This window comes from Marinimicrobium locisalis (genome assembly GCF_039822625.1).
Taxonomy (GTDB): domain Bacteria; phylum Pseudomonadota; class Gammaproteobacteria; order Pseudomonadales; family Cellvibrionaceae; genus Marinimicrobium; species Marinimicrobium locisalis.
On the sequence record NZ_JBDLLG010000014.1, the window covers coordinates 38,457 to 58,602 of the forward strand.

General features: G+C 59.2%; 20 protein-coding genes. 10 read left to right on the forward strand and 10 right to left on the reverse strand.

Annotated elements, in window-relative coordinates; all coding sequences use genetic code 11:
- Positions 1 to 91: 91 nt before the first annotated feature.
- Positions 92 to 1,582: a methyl-accepting chemotaxis protein gene (locus tag AAE514_RS10330; protein WP_347331457.1), complete on the forward strand. Its 1,491-nt coding sequence runs from the start codon at positions 92 to 94 to the stop codon at positions 1,580 to 1,582.
- A gap of 11 nt (positions 1,583 to 1,593) precedes the next feature.
- A complete protein-coding gene (locus AAE514_RS10335; protein WP_347331458.1) occupies positions 1,594 to 2,490 on the forward strand; it encodes a diguanylate cyclase in 897 nt (298 codons plus the stop codon).
- Between the two features lie 50 nt (positions 2,491 to 2,540).
- Here the strand turns inward: AAE514_RS10335 and AAE514_RS10340 are convergent, their stop codons facing one another.
- Complete coding sequence (locus tag AAE514_RS10340; protein ID WP_347331459.1) at positions 2,541 to 2,738, reverse strand: DUF2061 domain-containing protein; 198 nt, start codon at positions 2,736 to 2,738, stop codon at positions 2,541 to 2,543.
- A gap of 286 nt (positions 2,739 to 3,024) precedes the next feature.
- Here AAE514_RS10340 and AAE514_RS10345 point away from each other — a divergent pair, with 286 nt between their 5' ends.
- Both AAE514_RS10345 and cfa read left to right on the forward strand, forming a co-directional pair.
- On the forward strand, positions 3,025 to 3,801 hold the full coding sequence (locus tag AAE514_RS10345; protein WP_347331460.1) for an EAL domain-containing protein: 777 nt from the start codon (positions 3,025 to 3,027) through the stop codon (positions 3,799 to 3,801).
- 196 nt (positions 3,802 to 3,997) lie between these two features.
- Positions 3,998 to 5,176 carry a cyclopropane fatty acyl phospholipid synthase gene (gene cfa, locus AAE514_RS10350; protein WP_347331461.1) on the forward strand — a complete coding sequence of 393 codons (1,179 nt, stop codon included), beginning with the start codon at positions 3,998 to 4,000 and terminating at the stop codon, positions 5,174 to 5,176.
- Positions 5,177 to 5,322: 146 nt separating this feature from the next.
- Here cfa and AAE514_RS10355 read toward each other — a convergent pair whose 3' ends face one another.
- Positions 5,323 to 6,120, reverse strand: coding sequence for a class I SAM-dependent methyltransferase (locus AAE514_RS10355; protein WP_347331462.1), 798 nt, complete (start codon positions 6,118 to 6,120; stop codon positions 5,323 to 5,325).
- Between the two features lie 85 nt (positions 6,121 to 6,205).
- Here AAE514_RS10355 and AAE514_RS10360 point away from each other — a divergent pair, with 85 nt between their 5' ends.
- From AAE514_RS10360 to AAE514_RS10370, 3 genes are read left to right on the forward strand one after another with little or no spacing between them, the layout of a single operon-like run.
- Positions 6,206 to 7,357, forward strand: a complete 1,152-nt coding sequence (locus tag AAE514_RS10360; protein WP_347331463.1) for a DnaT-like ssDNA-binding domain-containing protein — start codon at positions 6,206 to 6,208, stop codon at positions 7,355 to 7,357.
- Positions 7,269 to 7,940, forward strand: coding sequence for a replication protein P (locus tag AAE514_RS10365; protein ID WP_347331464.1), 672 nt, complete (start codon positions 7,269 to 7,271; stop codon positions 7,938 to 7,940). The genes AAE514_RS10360 and AAE514_RS10365 overlap by 89 nt, the downstream gene beginning before the upstream one ends.
- A 59-nt stretch (positions 7,941 to 7,999) precedes the next feature.
- Positions 8,000 to 8,872, forward strand: a complete 873-nt coding sequence (locus AAE514_RS10370) for a glucosaminidase domain-containing protein (RefSeq protein ID WP_347331465.1) — start codon at positions 8,000 to 8,002, stop codon at positions 8,870 to 8,872.
- A gap of 154 nt (positions 8,873 to 9,026) precedes the next feature.
- Here AAE514_RS10370 and AAE514_RS10375 read toward each other — a convergent pair whose 3' ends face one another.
- The 4 genes from AAE514_RS10375 to AAE514_RS10390 all read right to left on the reverse strand — a co-directional run bounded on the left by AAE514_RS10375 (position 9,027) and on the right by AAE514_RS10390 (position 13,412).
- Positions 9,027 to 10,157, reverse strand: coding sequence for a polysaccharide deacetylase family protein (locus AAE514_RS10375; RefSeq protein ID WP_347331466.1), 1,131 nt, complete (start codon positions 10,155 to 10,157; stop codon positions 9,027 to 9,029).
- A gap of 10 nt (positions 10,158 to 10,167) precedes the next feature.
- A complete protein-coding gene (locus tag AAE514_RS10380; RefSeq protein ID WP_347331467.1) occupies positions 10,168 to 10,434 on the reverse strand; it encodes a PilZ domain-containing protein in 267 nt (88 codons plus the stop codon).
- Between the two features lie 50 nt (positions 10,435 to 10,484).
- Entirely contained in the window at positions 10,485 to 12,737 is a 2,253-nt protein-coding gene (gene parC / locus AAE514_RS10385) for a DNA topoisomerase IV subunit A (protein ID WP_347331468.1), read from the reverse strand.
- A gap of 219 nt (positions 12,738 to 12,956) precedes the next feature.
- The gene (locus tag AAE514_RS10390) at positions 12,957 to 13,412 is read right to left on the reverse strand and encodes an LEA/WHy family protein (RefSeq protein WP_347331469.1); all 456 of its coding nucleotides are present in this window, start codon (positions 13,410 to 13,412) and stop codon (positions 12,957 to 12,959) included.
- A gap of 388 nt (positions 13,413 to 13,800) precedes the next feature.
- Between AAE514_RS10390 and AAE514_RS10395 the strand changes: the two genes are divergently transcribed.
- Both AAE514_RS10395 and AAE514_RS10400 read left to right on the forward strand, forming a co-directional pair.
- Positions 13,801 to 14,145: a hypothetical protein gene (locus tag AAE514_RS10395; protein WP_347331470.1), complete on the forward strand. Its 345-nt coding sequence runs from the start codon at positions 13,801 to 13,803 to the stop codon at positions 14,143 to 14,145.
- Between the two features lie 66 nt (positions 14,146 to 14,211).
- Positions 14,212 to 15,339 (forward strand): FAD-dependent oxidoreductase, encoded by a 1,128-nt coding sequence (locus AAE514_RS10400; protein ID WP_347331471.1) that lies wholly within the window; start codon positions 14,212 to 14,214, stop codon positions 15,337 to 15,339.
- 47 nt (positions 15,340 to 15,386) lie between these two features.
- On the opposite strand, the gene AAE514_RS10405 is transcribed toward AAE514_RS10400, so the two are convergent.
- Genes AAE514_RS10405 through AAE514_RS10420 form a run of 4 tightly spaced genes read right to left on the reverse strand, consistent with a single transcriptional unit; the run spans position 15,387 to position 19,198 of the window.
- Positions 15,387 to 15,749 (reverse strand): DUF2750 domain-containing protein, encoded by a 363-nt coding sequence (locus AAE514_RS10405; protein WP_347331472.1) that lies wholly within the window; start codon positions 15,747 to 15,749, stop codon positions 15,387 to 15,389.
- Positions 15,750 to 15,787: 38 nt separating this feature from the next.
- Complete coding sequence (locus AAE514_RS10410; protein ID WP_347331473.1) at positions 15,788 to 16,471, reverse strand: M48 family metallopeptidase; 684 nt, start codon at positions 16,469 to 16,471, stop codon at positions 15,788 to 15,790.
- Between the two features lie 28 nt (positions 16,472 to 16,499).
- Complete coding sequence (locus AAE514_RS10415; RefSeq protein WP_347331474.1) at positions 16,500 to 17,627, reverse strand: peptidase C39 family protein; 1,128 nt, start codon at positions 17,625 to 17,627, stop codon at positions 16,500 to 16,502.
- A gap of 5 nt (positions 17,628 to 17,632) precedes the next feature.
- Positions 17,633 to 19,198, reverse strand: a complete 1,566-nt coding sequence (locus AAE514_RS10420; protein ID WP_347331475.1) for a Na/Pi cotransporter family protein — start codon at positions 19,196 to 19,198, stop codon at positions 17,633 to 17,635.
- Between the two features lie 74 nt (positions 19,199 to 19,272).
- On the opposite strand from AAE514_RS10420, the gene asd reads away from it, so the two are divergent.
- Positions 19,273 to 20,124, forward strand: coding sequence for an archaetidylserine decarboxylase (gene asd / locus AAE514_RS10425; protein WP_347331476.1), 852 nt, complete (start codon positions 19,273 to 19,275; stop codon positions 20,122 to 20,124).
- Positions 20,125 to 20,146 lie beyond the last annotated feature (22 nt).

The following is a 20,146-nucleotide window of genomic DNA, read 5'->3' on the forward strand; positions in this document are numbered from 1 at the left end:
CGTCAAAATATTGCCGCTGTACTTTTGGCACGCTTCTGCTATAAATACTGGAAAACACCATAAGTTATATTGCCAGCCTGGGGTCTCTCGAATGCTACGCTCCCTATCCACCAAGCTCATGATCGCCATGACGGCCCTGATGCTCACCGTCGCCGCGCTGATTATGGCCGCCAGCTACTACACCATCGCGGATCAGCAGCGGACCACTTTCGAGCAGGAGGTACAGAGCAACATCGAGCTCATTCACTCCTCACTGCTGGAACCGGTGTTTGCCTATGATTTCCAGCAAATCGAAGCGATCGCCCAGTCTCTGGTGAACACCGCGCTGATCGACCGGCTGGTAGTCACCGACCACCGCGGCAAGCCCCTGGCCCAGGCCGGGGAAGCGGGCAGCAGTGACGCCGAGCGACTCCGGCGGAGTGACCTGGAAATTGTCCGCGAGGGCGCTGTGATCGGCCAGTACGATGTGGTGTTTTCCTCCAAGCAGATGCAAACCGTGCTGGCCAACCAGGTCACCATGGGCTTGGTTATTGTGGTGGCGCTAGTCCTGGCGGTGCTCATCACCCTGGCAATACTGACCCGTCGCATTATCGTGCGGCCCCTGAACCTGATATCCGGCAATTTGGCCAAAATCGCCCAAGGGGGCGGAGACCTGACCAGCCGCCTGCCCGCCGACAGCGGCGATGAGATCGCTCACCTGGCCCACAATTACAACCAGGTCATCGACCAGATCGCCTCCATTATTGGCGGCGTGGTCGAGCTAACCCATACCTTTGACGGTCACGTGCGCCAGATGAGCAGCGCCTCCGACGATACCGCGCGCTCCACCGAGCAACAGTTGCGGGAGCTGGAACAGGCTTCGGCGGCACTCAATCAGTTGGCCGCTTCGGCCGAGCAGGTGGCCCGCTCCTCCGGGGAAACCGCCGAGCGGACCCGCGATACCCAGAAGGCCTCGGATGAAGGCTCACAGGTCGTGCGCAGCTCTCAGACCAACATCCAACAACTGACCGGACAGATCGAAACCACCGCACAGAAAATTGACTCACTCAAATCCAGCAGCCAGAACATTGGCAAGGTGATCGAAGTGATCCGGGCTATCGCCGAGCAAACCAACTTGCTGGCTTTGAACGCCGCCATTGAAGCGGCTCGCGCCGGTGACCAGGGTCGGGGCTTCGCCGTGGTGGCCGATGAGGTCCGGACCCTGGCCCAGCGCACCCAAACCTCCACTGAAGAGATTGAAGAGATTGTGCGTCAGTTGCAGTCAGACGCTGACCAGGCTCATGATGCCATGAGCGAGAACACCCGCTGGGCCGAAGAAACGGTGGAGACCGGAAAGCGGGTGGAAGCGGTGCTTCAAAGCATTCAGGGGCATGTGACCACCATCAATGACATGAACCACCAGGTGGCCACAGCGGCGGAGGAACAAAGCGCCGTGGCGAACGAGGTCAACCAATTCATTACCGCCCTCTCCAGCCTTTCCGAGACGGTGGCGGACCACGCTCAAACCATGCGCTCCAGCTCCTCCGAGCTACTTCAGGAGAACAACGAGCTGCAAGCGCGGATGCACAAGTTCAAGATCTGAGGCTACCCACCATGTTGTCGCTCTTTTCTCTTCCGAGGCGCATCCCGAGACTCGGACCAAAGGCCCTGCGGGGCCTGACCCTGACATTACTGCTTGGCGGCAGCCTTACGGCTTCCGCCCAGACCGCTTTGCGGGTCAATCAGACCGATCACCCGCTGGACGCCTATGCTGTGGGGGCACTCAGGATTGCCCTGGAATACATAGAAGGCGATTACGAGGTAGAGGTGGGCCGTGACCCAATCACGCAGACGCGCGCCATTGAGCGCCTGGAAGCCGACCAGATGGACGTTATGTGGCTGGCGTCAAACCGGGAGGTAGAGGAACAGTTGTTGCCCATCCGCTTTCCCTTGCTCAAGGGGCTGCTGGGCTATCGGATTTTTATCATCAACCCGAAACGTCAGAGCCGCTTTGACCAGGTAGAGGACTTCGAAGACCTCAAGCAACTGACATTTGGCCAGGGCGCGGGCTGGCCCGATATCAAAATCCTGGAAAGCAACGGCCTGGAAGTGATTACCACCAGCAAATATGACAACCTTTTTTATATGGTGGAAGGAGGACGTTTCGATGCCTTCCCCCGAGGCGTACTAGAGCCCTGGACGGAACTGGCCGCCCACCCAGACCTCCCCCTGGCGGTGGAAGACAACCTGGTGCTGGTCTACAAGCTGCCCTTCTATTTGTTTGTGAGCCCCGACAAACCGGAGCTGGCCCAGGCCATTCACGACGGGCTGGACCAGGCGTTGGCGGCGGGACGCTTTGACGAGTATTTCTATGGCACGGATATGATTGAAGACGCTCTGACCCGTTCCAATTTGAAAAACCGGCGCCCCTTCCCTCTTGAAAACCCGACTCTTACCGAGGAGACCCCGTTGGAGCGGGAGGAGTACTGGCTGACGCTGGATGATCTCTGACCAACTCTCTCGACAGAGGGCGTGAGTCGCACCAAGGCTCAAAATGGCTCTTACACGTTCCGCGCGACCATTTTGGGCCGGCTTTCCAGCCTCTTCCATACCCGCTCGTGAAAGTGAAAAGCCACCGTATTGATGGTCGGCTCGATCAAAGCCACCGCGCCACCTACGACCCAACTGCCGGTCAGCACGTAGGCGACACAAAAAGCCACACTGAAGTGGAGCGCAGCAAACGTCGCTGTTTTTGCCATGGTCGTCACCTCTCTGCCATTAAACCAATGGGTAACCCGACTATTTACCCTATGTGAAGAATAATAATGATTCCCGTTATATTAATAAACTTGATTTACAATATGGCACTGATAGCCCTGAGCTAACCAAACCGGAATGGATGGCGCATTATTACACTTCTTATCGGACGAACCGAGGCCTTGGTGGCGAGGCTTGTCTATACTGGGAGGGCATCCTGGATCGAGGACACCGCTCGAATGCAAAAGGGTCCAGAGCGCCTTCACACGCACGTATAGGTTAGATTTCATGTCAGATTCTGAAGCACAAACGGCCGGTGGCTGCAGCCGCTGCCGGGACCTGCCGTCACTGCCATTTGAGTTCACCATGGCCTTTCAACCCATTGTGGACATAGAACAACGAACGGTGTTTGCCTACGAAGCGCTGGTTCGAGGGCTGAAGGGAGAAGGCGCCTTCGAAATTCTCAGCCAGGTAACCGAAGAAAACCGCTACCAATTCGACCAGGCCTGCCGCATCAAGGCCATTGAGCTCGCCGCCCGTCTGAAGGTCACCTGCGGCCTGAGTATCAACTTCCTTCCCAACGCCGTGTATGAGCCCAAGAGCTGCATCAAAGCCACTTTGGAGGCGGCCGAGCGTTACCATTTTCCCTGCGACCACATTATTTTTGAGGTCACTGAGTCCGAACCGGTGGGCGACCCCGCCCACCTGGGAGCCATTTTCAAAGAGTACCGTGCCCAGGGCTTCACCACCGCCATTGACGACTTTGGTGCCGGGCATGCGGGCCTGAACCTGCTGGCGGACTTTCAACCGGGCATTATCAAACTGGACATGGCGCTGATCCGGGACATCGACAGCAATAAAATCCGTCAGTCCATCGTCGAGGGGGTCTTTCACACGACCCGCGAGCTGGGCATTGATGTCATCGCCGAAGGCGTGGAGACCGTGGCAGAACTGGGTGTACTGCAGCGTATGGGTATTCGCCTGTTCCAGGGGTACTTGTTCGCCCGGCCCGCGGTGGAACAGCTGCCAGAAGTACATTACCCGAACTCATCGCCCACTGAATAAGGCAATTTGGGTTGACAAGCCGCTCAATACCTTTTATCTATTGAACTCCACCGTTCAAGGCTTTTAGATTCTAAAGGGCTCGGGTTTCACAAGAACTTGGCCCTTTGGCGTCGCGGCCCGCAGTAGGCTTGCATCACGCGCGGATCAGTGCAGTGCCGCCACCCTGTACCCAAACACCACAGGAGTATGACGGATTATGGCGAACGACACAGCAACCACCGAGCACTCCCCCGAGGTTCGCTCCAAGCGCACCGCCGCTGAAGCGTTTTTTTCCAAGCTCGCGGCCGAGGCGGGCATTCAAGTTAACGGCGACAAGCCCTGGGATATACAAGTTTACGACCGCTCTTTTTTGTCCCGAGTGCTGTCCTCGGGAGCGCCCCTGGCGTTCGCCGAAGCTTATATGGACGGGCTTTGGGACTGCGAGCGCATCGATCAAATGATGACCCGCGTGCTTCAGGCCCACCTTCCACGAAAGCTTCGTAAATTCGGCACCTTCGAACTGCTCAAGGCCTACCTCAGCGCCACCGTCATCAACAAACAGGACCCCAACCGTGCCTTTAAGGTCGGAGAGGTCCATTACGACATTGGGAATGATCTCTACCGGCGCATGCTCGACTCTCGCATGATCTACAGCTGCGGTTATTGGGCCAACGCCACCACCCTGGAAGAGGCCCAGTATCAAAAGCTGGACCTCATCTGCCGCAAGCTTAAGCTCGAGCCAGGCATGACGCTGCTCGATATCGGCTGCGGCTGGGGCGGTCTGGCGGAGTTTGCCGCCCGGCATTACGGCGTAAACGTCACCGGCATTACCATTTCCAAAGAACAGCAAGCACTCGCACAGGCCCACTGCGAAGGCCTGCCGGTGGATATAAAGCTGATTGACTACCGGGCGCTGGAAGGTCAGTTTGACCGTATTGTCTCCGTGGGAATGTTTGAGCACGTGGGGCGCAAAAACTACCGAACCTATTTCGAAACCGCCTGCCGACTGCTGTCCGATGAGGGTCTGTTTCTGTTGCACACCATCGGCACCGACCGGGAGCAGAACGGCGTGGACCCTTTTATCGAAAAATACATTTTCCCCAACGGGGAAATTCCCTGCCGCCGCCTGGTTAACGACAATAGCCTGGGCCTATTCCGACTGGAGGATTGGCACAACTTCGGGCCCGATTACGACCGGACCCTTATGGCTTGGTGGGAAAATTTTGAACAGGCTTGGCCCGAACTGGAGCCGGAATACGGTAAAGGCAACTTCTACCGGATGTGGAAATATTACCTGCTCAGTTGCGCGGCCTATTTCCGCTCGCGCGAAGGGCAACTGTGGCAGATTGTGTACAGCAAGACGGACAGTAACCAAGAGTATCGGAGCTTACGGTAGCGTGGGTGTGGCGGATGCGCTTCGCTTATGCCGCCCTACGGACAATCTGTAGGGCATGATAACCGAAGTGCAGCCATCATCATTACGAGCGATCCGTAGGGCGGCATAAGCGAAGCGCATCCGCCATCTCCTAGGCCGCCACCCAATCACACTAAAGCGGCTATATAGGCCAGCCACCCGGGTTGATTGTCCATTTTCTTGCGCTCACGGAAGCTGCCGTCGGCCACGTCCCAGTATATATGTAGCTTTTTGAAGCCGGCCTCTTCCAACAGCTCCCGAATTTCCACCATGGACCAGGCACGCCAAACGTACTTAAAGGCCCGTTTCATTTCGCTGCCATCTTTAAAGCGGAAGTGAATATAGTTGACCGCTTCGTTGGTCATGGGGTCGAAGCTGTGCTGGTCCCATACATAGGTAAAACCGCCCTCAATTTTCCGGGACTCCTCCATTACTTCTTGAGATTCCCAACCGCCGTACATATCCAGAAAGAAAACGCCATCTTTTACCAGGGATTTGCGCACCGCCTTGAAGTAGCGCAGCATTTCCTTGCGCTGCTGAAAGATCCAATAGCTGAAGTTCATGGCGTTCACCAGGTCGAACTTCTCTCGGGTGACGGTACGCACATCGCGCTGGGCCAGGCGAACCCGGTTGCCCGGCTCATCCAGGGGTGCAAGATTGTTATCGATTCCCCATTGAAGCACCTCGGGGTCAATATCAACCCCCAGCGCCGTGCGCTTTTTATGGCTGTCGACCCACTCGCCACATAACAGCGCCGTGCCGCAAAAGTCCTCTCGCATGGAGAAAGGCCGGCGCTTGCGCAGCTTCTTGAAGGTCTTATCAAAGAACTCCACTTCAAACTCCGGGGCCTGGACACTGCGCTGATAAAGATCGTGACGATCCGAGTTTCGGGCGGTAAAGCGTGGCTTGGACTTGTTCTTCGGCAAAATGACCTCCGGCCTTCCCAGACACAAAAGCGCTATAATAACAGCCCAATGCACCCCGGCCGCAAACAGTGCTAAAGTAGCGCCCATGACGTCATCCCTGATTTCAGAAAAACCCCTCCTGTTCTCGCCCTCCCTGGCCGCCACCATTGGCCTGGAGGAGGCGATTTTGCTCAGTGCCCTGAACGACATCGCGCATTACCTGCCCGGCCAGTACCGACAGGGGCAGCGTTGGCACCGGCTGGACAGCTCCCAGCTTGAACACCTGCTGCCGTTCTGGAGCGCCTTGGATTTGCAACGGGTCAGCAAGAGCTTGCGGGACAAGGGCATCATTCTGATCGACTCGCCGCCCTACAGCGAGAGTCAGCAGTTGCACTTTGCCTTCAACGAGAGCGGGCAGGAGTCAGGAGCTCATTCACCCCAGCCCTCATCGGCCACTCAGCCTCCACCGCCTTCCAGCGGTCCCGCAAGCGGCGGGGCCAACCGGATTGGGCCGGGCTGGCGGCCCGACCGGGAACTGATGCGCCACATTGCCCAGCACAACGTCCCAGATCACTTCGTTTGGGAGCAGCTGCCGGAGTTCATCGCCTACTGGAGGGAGCGGGGCGAGAGTCATCACGCATGGGGGGCCAAGTTTCTCAAGCACTTGCTGCGCCAGTGGCGCGAAGCCCAGACCGAGCAGCAGAGCCGGCAGGATCACGAACACGCCATGCACAGCCAGTGGCGCCCCAGCCGGGATGCCCTGGAGGTACTGGTCAAGCACGCCAACATCAGCCTGGCCTTTATTGAGGACGCCATCCCGGAATTTGTGCTGTACTGGAAGGAAAGAGGCGATGTAGGGCGTACCTGGAACAGCAAGTTCATCCAGCACGTCAAACGTCAATGGCTCAGGTATAATGCCGCCCTGGAGCACGATACCGAGCCACGGCGGATTCCCGAGAACTGGCAGCCCAGCCGGGATGTGTACGACGTTCTCAAGCTGGCCAATATCGACCTGGCCTTCGCCCAACGGCAGGTGCCGGAGTTCGTGCTCTACTGGCGCGATAGCAATCAAGTGCACAGCTCCTGGAACACCAAATTTCTGCAGCATGTGAAATTCCACTGGGCGCGCCAACACGCACTGACCACCGACAACGCACAGGCAGGCCAAGATGCAGGACAGCAAGACTCTCGCCGAGCAGGCACAACGCGCGATCGCAGCCTCGTCCAAGACCTCACCGACCGAAGCTGGGCCCGGTGAGCGGAGGCGAGGGCCGGCCACCGATGCCCATATCGATGCTCTGAACGAGGCTTTCGCGCTGTTTCGCATCAACTACCACAACCAGTACTACAAGGCCTACAGCGATACCCAGGTGCTCAACCAGATCAAAAAGCTCTGGCTGGAGAGTCTCACCCAGTTCGAGCCCGAGACCCTCCGTCGCGGCGCCCGCAAAGTCATTGAAGAGTCCGAGTTTTTGCCCACGCTCAATCGCATGATCCGCGCCTGCCAGGGCGACCCGGAAAGTTACGGTCTGCCCGATGCCCACAGCGCCTACGTGGAAGCCTGTCGGGCACCCAGCCCGAAGGCGGCCCAGCGCTGGAGCCACCCAGCGGTATATCACGCCGGGTTGGCCAGCGACTGGTTTTTCCTGGCCAGCAGCCCGGAGAAGGTCGCCTTTCCCGTGTTCGAGCGGCATTACCGGCGCCTGTGCGACCGGGTCATGGCCGGTGCCGAACTGCCGGAGCCACACCCCCCTGCATTGCCGGAGACCACGGAAACGCCTCTATCCGCCGAGGAGAATCATAGGCGGCTGGAAGCGTTGCGACGCGAGCTGGACCTCTGATCCCGCCGCCCCCCTCACACGTAACCTAAATAATAATTTGCATGAACGAAGGAGATCCTATGAAGCAAGGTGTGACCCAATGGTTGTCGGGCCTGACTTTCGTGGCCTTTGCCGCCGGCTGTTTGGCCCTGACACTGTTCCTGGCCCACCACCTGCCTCAGCCTTTGGAGCCCGCCGGGGAGGTGCCCGGCATCTCGCGGCCCGAGACGGTGAAGACCCTGCCCAACTTTGCCCAGATCGAGCAGGTACCGGAACGCAAGCGAGCCTTTTTCGGCATGCTGCTGCCAATGGTGGAGTGGCGGAATCATCAGCTGCGCCAGATGCGCGCCGACGTGGAGGGCATGACCAAGACTCTGGCGAGCGAGGGGGAACTGACTGACGAGCAGGCCAGCCAGTTGGAAAAGCTGCGCATTCACTTCCGAGTCAGCGAGGACAACTACCCCGAGACACCTGAGGCGCTGGAAGAGCTTAAGCGCCGTGTCGATATTATTCCAGATGAGATGGTCTTGGCCCAGGCCGCCGCCGAATCCGGCTGGGGCACCTCACGCTTCGCCCGGCAGGCCAATAACCTGTTCGGACAATGGTGCTACCGCAAGGGCTGCGGCCTGGTGCCCAGCGCGCGCTCAGCGGGGGCCAGCCACGAAGTGCAGAAGTTCGACAGCGTTAATGACGCGCTCTCTACGTACTTTCGCAACATCAATACCAACCGGGCCTACCGGGAAGTGCGCCAGATCCGCGCACAACAACGGGCCAAGGGCCAAACCCCAACAGGGCTGGTAATGGTGGAGGGCCTGCACCGTTATTCCAGTCGGGGGCAGGCATACATTGAGGAGCTCAAGGAGCTGATTCGTTATAACAACTTGGAGCGGGTCAAAGAGGTGTGGCTGGCACCGGAGGAGAACGAAGAGACGGAGGCCGAGGAGGCGCCGTAGTAACCCGTGGTCTAAGGGTCTCGGATAAATTTTAGCGCGGTAGGGTAGGTAAGCGAAGCGCCACCTACCGCAATTGGCTCAAATGGTAGGTGGCGCTTCGCTTACCTACCCTACGGCAAAAGAAACCACCACCCGCGCCCCATTTGAACAAGCCTCAATCCTCGTGTTGCCACTCGCCGTCCTCGCCGGTCACCAGCCACTGCTGAGAGAACCAGAAGAAGCGGCCGGACTCGCCCGTGCCGGCGGTGCAGTTGTAGCGGGTGCGGCCAGGGTTTAGGGGTTTGTTGGCCCGAGTGAGGACGGTGTTCTCTTCCACGCGCGTCTCTATGGCACCCTGGCCGGAGGCAAAGCAGCTAATTCGACCAGCCAGGGAGGCTTCCTCCAGTGTCATGGCCAGTACCGGCCGGGTGCCTTCTTTAACCACGACTTCATCAAGCGGCTCTTTCCTCGCCCAGTCGGCGTATAACGCGACGGCTTCGAGCGGCAGGGGGCGAGTTTTCACCTTGGTGGCAAAGTCTTCCAGACTGCCGTAGGGCCCACCAAACGGGAAGCGCGGCAGCGCGCGCAAGTCGCTGTGAGGGCCCAGCGGGCCTGACTGCTGACCGAAGGCCACAAAGTCCAGCTTCTCCAGCAATGCCTTCACTTGGTTGTTGTACTCCCCATAGGGGTAGGCCAGCATTTTGTGACTCTGCCCGGTCTCCTCCTCGATGCGCTGTTCGGCTTTGACGACCTCGTGGCGAATCCGCTCGCGCCACTGTTTCTCATCCTCCCCGGCCTTGCGGCGCTGGAGGTGATTATGCGCCGTGGAGTGGTTGGCAATGGTGGCCCCTTCTTCAGCCATTTTGCGCAGCTGGTCCCAGGAGACGAAGCCGTGCTTTTCCTCATCGATCGGATTGGTATTTACAAACACCGTGAAGGGCCAGTCCCGCTTTTTCAGCACGGGAAGGGCATTGGTATAAACCGATTCATAGGCATCGTCAAAGGTAATGGCGGCGGTCTTGTCGGGTAGCTTTTCGCCCGCTTTAAGGGCGGCCACCAGCTGCTCCAGCGGTACCACCTTGAAGTCGTGGTTTACCAAATAGTTCATGTGTTCCTTGAAGCGCTCCGGAGTAACGCTGGTGGAAGGCGGGCTCTCCTCGCTGACGTGATGGTATTGCAACACCACCGCGGCCGTGGCCGAGGGGGACTGTACCAACCCTAGAGCCAGCCATGTCGCCGCCACCGCCGATAAACCCAGGCTCCATGCCCGCGGTAGCCCTCTGCGTTGTAACACTGCCCGTTTCATCGCCTACACCTCATTCTTCCCGAAGAAATTTCAGGCCGACCCCGTCGGGCTCGGCGCGCACCACTTCCATATCCACCACGGGGGCATCGCCCGGCATCCCTTGTACCTGCCCGGTAACGACCGAACCAATAGGCGGCACCTTGTCGGGGTCGAGGATGACAAACACGCCGCCGTCGGAAATGTCCCGGGTTTTGACCATTAATTCGCCAATCGATTCATGATAAATCTTGATTCGACAGTTAAATGGCGTACGCACAAATTGCCGTTTGTCACTCATCGCTCGTCCTCATTGTTATTATGGCGCCGTATTGCTCACAACATCTTCCGTTACACCACTTCGGCCCGGTCCACTTTCTGGAAACCTCGCGGTAGCTTGTTGCCCCGACGGCCTCGCTCACCCCGGTAGTGGTCCAGGTCGCCGGCCTTGAGTGTCAGGTGACGTTTGCCCGCGTGCAGCGTCAGCGCCTGCCCCTTACCGATGACGCACACCGCAATGACATACTCTTCCCGGCTCTGTACCCGGGCCGAGGGAATGTTCATGATTTTGTTGCCTTTACCGCGCGCCAGCTCCGGCAGCTCCGCCACCGGGAAGACCAGCAGCCTTCCCTCGTTGCTGACCGCCGCGAGCAAGTCGTGCTCCGGGTTATCCAGCGGCTGTGGCGACAGGACTTTCCCGCCTTTGGGCACGGTGAGCATGGTTTTCCCCGCTCGGTTTTTGCTGTACAGATCACCGAGTTTGGCCACGAACCCGTAGCCCGCGTCCGACGCGAGCAGCAGACGCTGCTCGTCAGCGCCCATCAAAGCTCCTTCGAAGGTAGCGCCGTTGGGCGGGTTTAAGCGGCCACTGAGGGGCTCGCCCTGGCCCCGGGCCGAGGGCAGGTTATGAGCGGCAATGGCATAGCTTCGACCAGTGGAGTCGAGCAGCATAACGCTTTGGTTGGTTTTGCCACGAACGGCAAACTTGAAGGCATCGCCGGCTTTGTAGTTGAGCGCCGCGGGATCGATTTCATGGCCCTTGGCCGAGCGGATCCAACCTTTTTCCGACACCACCACGGTAATCGGGTCCACGCCAATTAACTCGGTTTCACTGAAGGCTTGGGCCTCTTCTCGCCTGACGATCGGTGAGCGCCGGTCATCCCCATAGTCTTTCGATACTTGCTGGAGCTCCTTGCGTACCAAAGTCTTGAGGCGGGCGGCGGAGCCGAGGGTCTTCTCCAGTTTGTCCCGCTCTTTCTCCAGCTCTTGCTGCTCGGAGCGGATTTTTATTTCTTCCAGACGCGCCAGTTGGCGAAGTTTGGTGTCCAGGATATAGTCAGCCTGGACGTCCGTCAGCTCGAAACGCTCCATCAACACCGCTTTGGGTTCGTCTTCGGTGCGGATGATGTGAATGACTTCATCAATGTTCAGGTAGGCAATGAGCAAGCCTTCCAACAGGTGCAGGCGTTTCTGCACTTTGTTGAGGCGGAACTGCAGCCGTCGGCGGGTGGTATCGGTACGGAAATCGAGCCATTCGGAGAGAATGACGTCCAGGCTTTTCACCCCGGGGCGACCGTCGACCCCAATCATGTTCATGTTGACCCGGTAGGTTTTTTCCAGGTCGGTGCTGGCAAAGAGGTGCTGCATCAGTTGTTCCACATCCACCCGGTTGGACCGTGGCGTAATCACCAGCCGTGTGGGGTTTTCGTGATCCGACTCATCCCGCAAGTCGGTCACCATAGGCAACTTCTTGGCCTGCATTTGGGCGGCTATTTGCTCTAGAATTTTGGAGCCGCTGACGTGGTGTGGCAGCGCGTTGATAATCAGGTCGCCGCTATCGCTCTCCTTGCTCCAGACCGCGCGCATGCGCAGGCTGCCCCGGCCGGTTTCGTACATTTTGATCAGATCTTCGCGCGGGGTAATCAGTTCGGCCTCGGTGGGCATATCCGGGCCCTGAACGTGCTCGCACAGCTCCTTTACCGTGGCCTTGGGGTTATCAAGCAAGTGAATGCAGGCGCTGACGACTTCGCGCAAGTTGTGTGGCGGTATGTCGGTGGCCATGCCCACGGCGATGCCGGTGGTGCCGTTGAGCAGGACGTTGGGCACGCGCGCGGGTAGCACAGCGGGTTCGTCCATGGTGCCGTCAAAGTTGGGTTGCCAGTCGACGGTGCCCTGCCCCAGCTCTTCGAGCAGCACTTCGCTGTAGCGAGCCAGGCGCGATTCGGTGTAGCGCATGGCGGCGAAGGATTTGGGGTCATCCGGCGAGCCCCAGTTGCCCTGCCCGTCTACCAGAGGGTAGCGGTAGGAGAAGCTTTGGGCCATGAGGACCATGGATTCATAGGCGGCACTGTCACCGTGGGGATGGAATTTACCGATGACGTCGCCGACCGTGCGGGCGGATTTTTTGTACTTGGCGGTGGCTTTTAGGCCAAGCTCGCTCATGGCGTAGATGATGCGCCGCTGGACGGGTTTTAAGCCGTCGCCGATGTTGGGCAGGGCGCGATCGAGGATGACGTACATGGAGTAGTCCAGGTACGCTTTCTCGGTATACTCTTTGAGTGGAATGCGCTCTTCGGCGTCAGGGGAGACTACGACTTCGTTCATGCAAATTCCTGGTCGTTTTTCGTTTAAAGCCGAGATAACCGGTGCTTATAAGCAAACCCGCCGGAGGTCCAGACGACCTTCCGGGGCACGCTGTGAATACCTCCCTGTACGCTTGATCGTCGGCTGTCCTGCCTCCGACATCCCCGGAAGGTCGTCTGAACCTCCGGCTCAGTGCCAATCATCAACCTAATGCGTTCTTGCCGGCTGAACTTCAGCCTCTCAATACTGCAGCTTAATCTCGCCTTGCTCCTCGACGCGCATGGAGGGTAGCCACTGGCTGAAGTCCAGCTTGGCGTCGAAGTTGTAGCTGACCCGGTCACTCACGCCCTGTTGGCTGAAGTGCTGCACCAGCCGGGCGAGGGACAGCAGGTTGGCGGTGACTTCCACAGTCACAGGCGTCTGCTCGTAGGCCTTGAGTGTGGGCACTTTGCCGGTGACCCCGCTCAAGACGTCGATGTTTTCGATGCCGATGTTATAAGAGATCCCCCGCACGGACAAATCCCGCCCGTTGGGGTTGGTGATGGCTAAGTGTACGGCAATACGTTGTTCCATGCCTTGGGCGGGCAAAAGTTCGAGGCCGGTAACCTTGACGCTCGGCTCTTCGATACCGAGAGGAATATGAGAACAAGCCGCAACAACCAGCGCCATCGCCCCCACAAGCAAGCGACGCAGCACCGAGGCTCTGTGGGGGGCACACCGTTCCAAGACCGTAGAGCGCGGGATTCGCGGTTGCGAGCCTACAGGGATGTATTTATGGCGTGTCTTGGAACGGTGTGCCCCCCACAGAGCCGGGCGACATGCCTCTACGATGCTTCTTGTTGCGGACATAAGTTGATGCCACATGCGTATAACGCTCCTATTCAGTCCAATAAATGATCAATCCAATAAATGTCAGCCCGATAAACCGTGTTTCAAACCAGATTACACCACCGCGTGGATTAGCATGACGGCCCCTCAAACTTTTGTGAGATCGGTCACATGACCGCACTCCGCGCTGTGGTCTAATCCCGCCCTGGCTCGTCCGGGCTCAAGTACGGCACAAAAATATCAACCGAGGAAATCTATGCTGAAACACCCACTCAGCGCTGAAGAGCTAATGGGCAGCCGGGAAATTCGCCTCATCGACCGCAAGGAAAGCAACTACCCCAACCTCAAGCAACTGTGCACGGACTTCGACTTCCGCGTACTGCAATTGTTGCATAAAACCACCGAACCCACCGTCAACAAACCCTTCATACTGGTCACCAAAGACTACCGGCTCACCCCCACCGCCGCCATCAGCCCCGCGTTCGCCACCCTCGAACAGCTCGAAACCCATGTCCACTTGCACCAAGTCGACATACTGCACAACTACCTATTCGGCTTCGTGGACGAAGACATCCTCAGCAGTAGCGGACTGTCAGAATAACCGTCAGTCATAGACGCTGGCGCCGCTGTTCGCTATGCTCACCGCTTTTACTCGAGCGCTGATCCTATGCGAACACTGCTTCTGGTCGGTGGCGGCCTGACGCATGCACTCTACCTGGCCAACGCCCGTCGCCTACTGCCGGGCGATGTTCGCGTCGTGCTGATCTCGCCCGAGCGCTTCGTCCCCTACTCCAGTATGCTCCCGGGGCTGATCGCCGGCCACTACCGCTTTCGCGACTGCCACATCGACCTCGGACACCTGTGCCGCACCACCGATACCGAGCTAACCTTTGGCCGCATCGAAAACCTCGACCCCGAAAAACGCCAAATCCGTCTCGACAGCGGCGAAACCCTCGCCTTTGACCTAGTCTCCCTCAATACCGGCTTGCAACCAGGCGACCCTATGCCAGGGTTGGAAACACACGGCATGACCATCCGCCCGATCAGCCGGTTCCTGCCTCAGTGGCAAGAAACCCTGGAACGACTCCGGCGACGGGAGCGCACCGCCCCCGCCCACCTGGGCGTGATCGGAGGGAATGTAGACGGAGTGGAAGTCGCCTTCGCCATACGCGAGCGCCTCAACCGGGACGAGCACCTCAAAGCGCCGGTTACCGTGCATCTAATCCATGCGGACGGCAAACTCTTACCCGAGTTTCCCCTGGCGGCCCAGTTGCGCGCGGCGCAGCTGTTGCAAGCGCATGAGATTCGTGAGCACCCACTTTTCCAGATCAACCGCATTGACACCAACCGGATACTGACCCAGCGACACCAGCACCTGCCGATGGACGAAGTGGTTTCCTGCATATCCGGCAAGCCGGGGGCGTGGGTGAGCGCCTCCGGCCTGGCGCTCAATGATCGCGGGCTAATTCAAGTCAACCCCCACTTACAATCGGTCAACTACCCCTGGGTATTCGCCGCGGGCGCCCTGGCCTCGGTCACCGACAGCCTCGGCAACGGCTGCGCCGCTACCCTGGCACTGCGACAGGCACCAGTACTGGCGGCCAATCTGGCCCGGTCATTCGCGAAAGAGCCCATGAGAAGCTTCAACCCCCAGGCCCGCGTGCTCTCGCTGATTACGACCAGTAATCAGGAAGGTCTGGCGCGCTACGGCAACTGGGTGTGGGGCGGTAAGTGGGTTGAGCGCTGGCGCCGGCGGCGGGACCAGAAGGTGATGAGGAGTTTTCCTCGCGCCTAGTGGGCCATGCGTGAAGCCCTGTAACTGTTCGCACGGCCCGCTAGGCGCTATTCCAATTCTTGCTCGAACTCGTCCAGCAGGTCCATGGGTTCGTACTCTTCGCCCTCGAGCGCCGCATCCCAGTTCACGCCCACCAGCAGTTCATCATCGTGCATGCCCGGCAGCCACTCATCGAGCAGCTCCTCAAGCTCAATCGCCACCGGCTGGTAATCCGCCCACTCCTCGCGACAGTGCACCTGGGCCAGATCGAGCGCTGACCACAGCGGCATGACGTCACTGTCCTCATACTTCTCGGAAGGGCACAGGGCCCAGCCTTCGGGCCCTTCCAGGCCAAAGACGCAACCGTTCTCCATCGCCTCGACAATAAAGCGGTCAAAGTTTTCAGCAGGGTCTTCGCTCAGTGGGGTCATGAAGGGTTTCCCTTTGGAAGTGGCCAGTTTTTACGAGTTTACAATACTAGGCAGCGCCCATTGGCCTTGAGCCAGTCCCGCTGCCGCCGGTAGTCTGGACACACCTGCTCAACCAAGCGCCAGAAGGCTCGACTGTGGTTGTGATGACGCAGGTGACAAACTTCGTGAGCGACAAGATAGTCTACAACCGGCTCTGGAGCCAGTAGAATTTGCCAGTTGTATTGAATCTCACCCCGGCTGGTGCAGTGGCCCCATTTGCTCTTCGTGCGCCGAATATTGACCGCGGTGCACTCCAGGCCCATGCGCCGACTCAACGACTGGGTTTTCTCGGTCAGCCGTTCGCGGGACTGCGCCCGATACCACCCTTCCACCAACGTGCGGGCTTGTTCCTCCCCCGGGCGACGGCTGCGTCGGGAGGTGGCCACGGCCAGCACCTGATCCACCCGTTCAATGCGTCCCGCCGGCCCCTCACCCACCTGCAGAGTGAGCTCCGTGCCCATAAAAGGCAACCGGGTACCCGAGATGTAGCGGTAGTCCGGGACGCGCGCCAGCAGCGCTTTCTGGGCGCTGATTTTGCGATCAATCCAGAGCGCCTTTTGCCGGACAAAGCGGGCCAGGTCCCGTTCGGGCACACCCACTGGAGCGCGGACCAACAATTGCGCGTCCCGAATTTCCAGGCTTACGGTTCGGCGGCGGGCGGATCGTTTAATGCGATATTGCACGATGGGACCTAGTTCGTATCATCATGGGTCATGAGACCTTGGGTTTAGAAAGAATCACCGCAGTGCGTAAGCGGCTGCGACCGAAGCTGGTCATTTTCTCAAAGTCGGCCCGGGCCAGGGGTAAATACTGGCAATCGAGCGCGGTCTGGCCCTGGCCGTCCGGGTCGGGATCGTGGACGTAGATGCACGCCTCATCGTAACCGCTCATTACCACCCAGTGGGGCGCTTTTTTTCGGTCCATGCGGTAGGTACTAATCAGAATCAACGGCAAATCCCCCCGGTCGAAGGCGGCGATCAGGTCATCCTGACGGACCTCCCGATAGTGCACCGGAACGGCCTTGGCTTCCAGCGCTGCCCGGTAGTCCTCGTGGACGAGGCTCATGACCGGTTTTTTCGTCTCATCGCGCACCCCATCGAGGAACAGAGGCCCCTCCTGGTTGACCCACACTTCGACGGGGAAACCCCGCTCGTAAGCCGCCACCGCCATCCCCATCGGGTGACAGCCGCCGTGCCCGGAGGTCATAAAAATAGAAGTGGATTCGCGCCAAAGCCGCAACTCCTCCATGGTCGAGGGGGCGTAACCCGGTTGCAGGGCCGCCATGGCCATCATCAGCGAGGCCGGACCACAGGTAAACCGGGTGCTCTGGGCCAACCAGGGAATGGCTCGGTGGTAAGCGGTGTCACTGACGGTCCGAATGCGCTTCTGGTAACGCAGGGCGTCAGTATGGTCCTCGTAGTAATCCTGGTAGAGGCCGAATTGCTTGTAGCCGAGGTTTTCGTAGAGGGCAATGGCGTGGCGGTTCTCGCTGCTGACCTCCAGGCGCATATAAAACCGCCCGCTCTCTCGGGCGCCCTCCTCGCCCGCCAGTATCAAATGCCGAGCCAACCCTCGCCCCCGGTAATCCGGACTCACGGCGAGGGAGTACAGGCGGGCCAGCCGGGTGCCACGGTGAAACAGCACCAGCAGGTAACCCGCGAGGGCGGCACCATCCCGCGCGACCAGAAAAACGCAGTGCTCACTCTCCAGCCAGCGACGGAAGCTGCGCCGGCTGAGGCGGTCATTGGCAAAGCAACGCTGCTCCAGAGCCACCAAGTTGTCCAGATCACTGGCGCGCGCGGCGGTAAGGGGAAGCGACGCTTGGGAAGAAGAGGCCATAGTGATTATTGCTGGTAGTTGAGTTCTCGGCGGTGCAGATCGATACGGCTTATATGGACCGCCACCCGCTGCAGCCAGCGAGCGACTTCCATTCGAGCGACCCCCTGCTTCAGCTCAAGACGCCCCTGGGCGATATCCCGCATGGTGTCTTGGCGGCTAGTTTGCTCGATTTGCGTCATTTGCGCGAGGGCTTCTTTTACTTCTTCGCCCTTCATGGGATGGGTACCGGAGAGCAAATGTATCAAGCGTTTTAGGCAGTCACGCCCTTCGGGCAAGTCATCGCCGCTGCGCAGCGCCATGGCCACGCTCTTGTTCTCACAGCGCTCCTGCAAGCGCTGTAAATGCTCAACAATGTGAATGGCGGCCAGCAGCCGCTCCCACTGCGCGCCACTGGCCTTATCGACCTGAATGGCATCGAGGTAATCCTGAATGTCGTTCAGCTCTTGAGCCATATCCACCAGGGGCGCCGAGCGCTTGGTCTCCCCCAGGATGTAACCCAACTGCTGGGCTGCCCGATCGAGCTGGGTGCCGAGCACCTTTTGCACCGCCGTCAGCGCCAGCTCCGGGTATTTAAGCAGCCCCCGGTCCAGAATCTGCTGATAGCCGAAGGTCTTCTCGGGGAAGAGCCGCTCAATCATCTTGGCGAATTGCCGAGCGAAGGGCACCACTAAAAGTACCCCAAGTAGGTTGAACCCGGTGTGGAAGCCCACCAGCGCAAACTCCTCGTAGCGCTCAAAGGCCTCCGGGGCCAGGGTTTGCCACAACCCGATATAGGGCGCCACCAGAAACAGCGCGAGCCCACTGACGCTGGTGTTGTACACCACATGGGAAAAGCCCGTGCGTCGCACTGCCACGTTACCGCCAATGGTGGCCGCTGCCGCGGTAAAGCTGGTGCCGATGTTCATACCGACCACCAGCGAGGCGGCCTGCTCAAAGGCCACGGTGTCCGTGTGTAGAGCCGCCAGAGTGGCGACAACGCCAGCGGTGGAGGACTGGGTAATAATGGTGAACAGTACCCCCAGCAAAACCAGCTTGAGCTTCCCCCAGAGGTTGTCCGCCGGAAACCGGGTGAAATCCACGTAGTCTCGCAGCCCTTCCAGCCCGCTCTGCATACCGTCGATACCCACGAAGATCAGACCGAAGCCCGCCAAGGCGAAGCCCAGCCCCCCCAGCGAGCGACGGGCGAAAAGCTTCAACAGCGCCCCGACAAAAACGAACAACGCCGCAAATAGCGACAGCTCCAACTTGAACCCAATCAGCGCCAGCAGCCAGCCGGTGAAGGTGGTCCCCAGCGCGGAGCCGAAAATAATACCCAGCGCCTGGGAGAAGCCCAGCAGGCCGGCCCCCACAAACCCCACCGTGGCCACAATCGTGGCGGTGGAGGATTGCAATACGGCGGTGCTGACCAACCCGCTCATGACGCCGGTGACGGGGCTGCGGGTAAAGCGCATCAGCCCCCGACGAATAGCATCTCCGGCCATGGTGCGCAGCCCCTCGGTCATTAGCGTCATTCCGAGCAGGAAAAGACCGAGGCCGCCCAGTACTTCGAATACTACCTTCGTTGAGTCCATGATGATTCGCCGACGAACTCCTGGATATTTGCTAAGATAGCGCCACTGAAACCGACCGAGTGATCCGCAACGCCATGAATGAGAAACTATTTGCCGCGCTTCAGTATATCACCCCACAGCACACGCTCTCGCGCGCGGCGGGGTGGCTGGCCAACCAGCGCACGGAGTGGATCAAGGATCGGTTTATCCACTGGTTTATTGAGCGCTACGGCGTGGATATGAGCGAAGCCGTGGAGGAAAACCCCAAGGCCTATTCGTGCTTCAACGAGTTTTTTACGCGCGCACTCAAGCCCGGTGCCCGTCCGATTGATACCACTGAAGGTTCGATTGTCTGCCCCGCCGACGGTTCCATGAGCCAGGTCGGGCGCATTGAGGAAGGCCGCATTTTTCAAGCCAAGGGCCAGATGTACACCGCCCGGGAGCTGCTCGGCGGCAGCGAGGCCCTGGCGGCGGAGTTTGATCAAGGCCACTTTGCGACAATTTACCTCTCCCCCAAGGACTACCACCGTGTGCACATGCCTTACACAGGCCAGTTGCGCACCACCGTGGCCGTACCGGGAGAGCTGTTTTCGGTAAATACCGCGACCGCCCGGCAGGTCCCGAGACTGTTCTCGAGAAACGAGCGGTTGGTGACGATTTTTGATACCGACATTGGGCCCATGGCCGTGGTGCTGGTGGGCGCCATGATTGTAGCCGGCATCGAAACAGTCTGGGGGGGCGAGGTCGCGCCAATTCGCCGCAAGGTACAAACCCTGGACTTCCGCCCCCAACCCTCCATCACCTTACAAAAGGGCGAGGAAATGGGCCGCTTCAAACTCGGGTCCACCGCAATCGTGCTATTCGGGAAAGATAAAGTGGCCTGGGAACCGGCCTTTAAGGCCGACTCGCCCACCTGGATGGGGGAAAAGCTGGGCTCTAAACTCTAATCGCCCTGCCGCCGGGCCGACC